Raw genomic sequence first — 285 nt, forward strand, 5'->3', positions numbered from 1 at the left:
TGTATGGAGCGGACTAGTACTAATCGGTCGAGGACTTAACCAAAATAAGCGGTGGACAATTATGATGATAGATAACTTTAACATCCAGTTTTGAGTGAGCAATTACTCAATAATATATAAGTGCGGTGACGATGGCAAGAAGGATACACCTGTAACCATGCCGAACACAGAAGTTAAGCTTCTTAGCGCCGAGGGTAGTGAAGGGTTTCCCTTTGTGAGAGTAGGACGTTGCCGTGCTTATATTTTTAGTGATGGAGGTTTAGCTCAGCTGGGAGAGCACCTGCC

Annotated in this window: 1 rRNA gene; it reads left to right on the forward strand. The window is 44.2% G+C overall.

The window, feature by feature from the left end:
- Positions 1 to 121 precede the first annotated feature (121 nt).
- A 5S ribosomal RNA gene (gene rrf / locus DW196_RS11035) occupies positions 122 to 237 on the forward strand.
- Positions 238 to 285: the final 48 nt, after the last annotated feature.

Origin of the sequence: Vagococcus sp. AM17-17, assembly GCF_003471765.1 — a bacterium.
In the GTDB taxonomy this organism is placed as follows: Bacteria; Bacillota; Bacilli; order Lactobacillales; family Vagococcaceae; genus Vagococcus; species Vagococcus teuberi.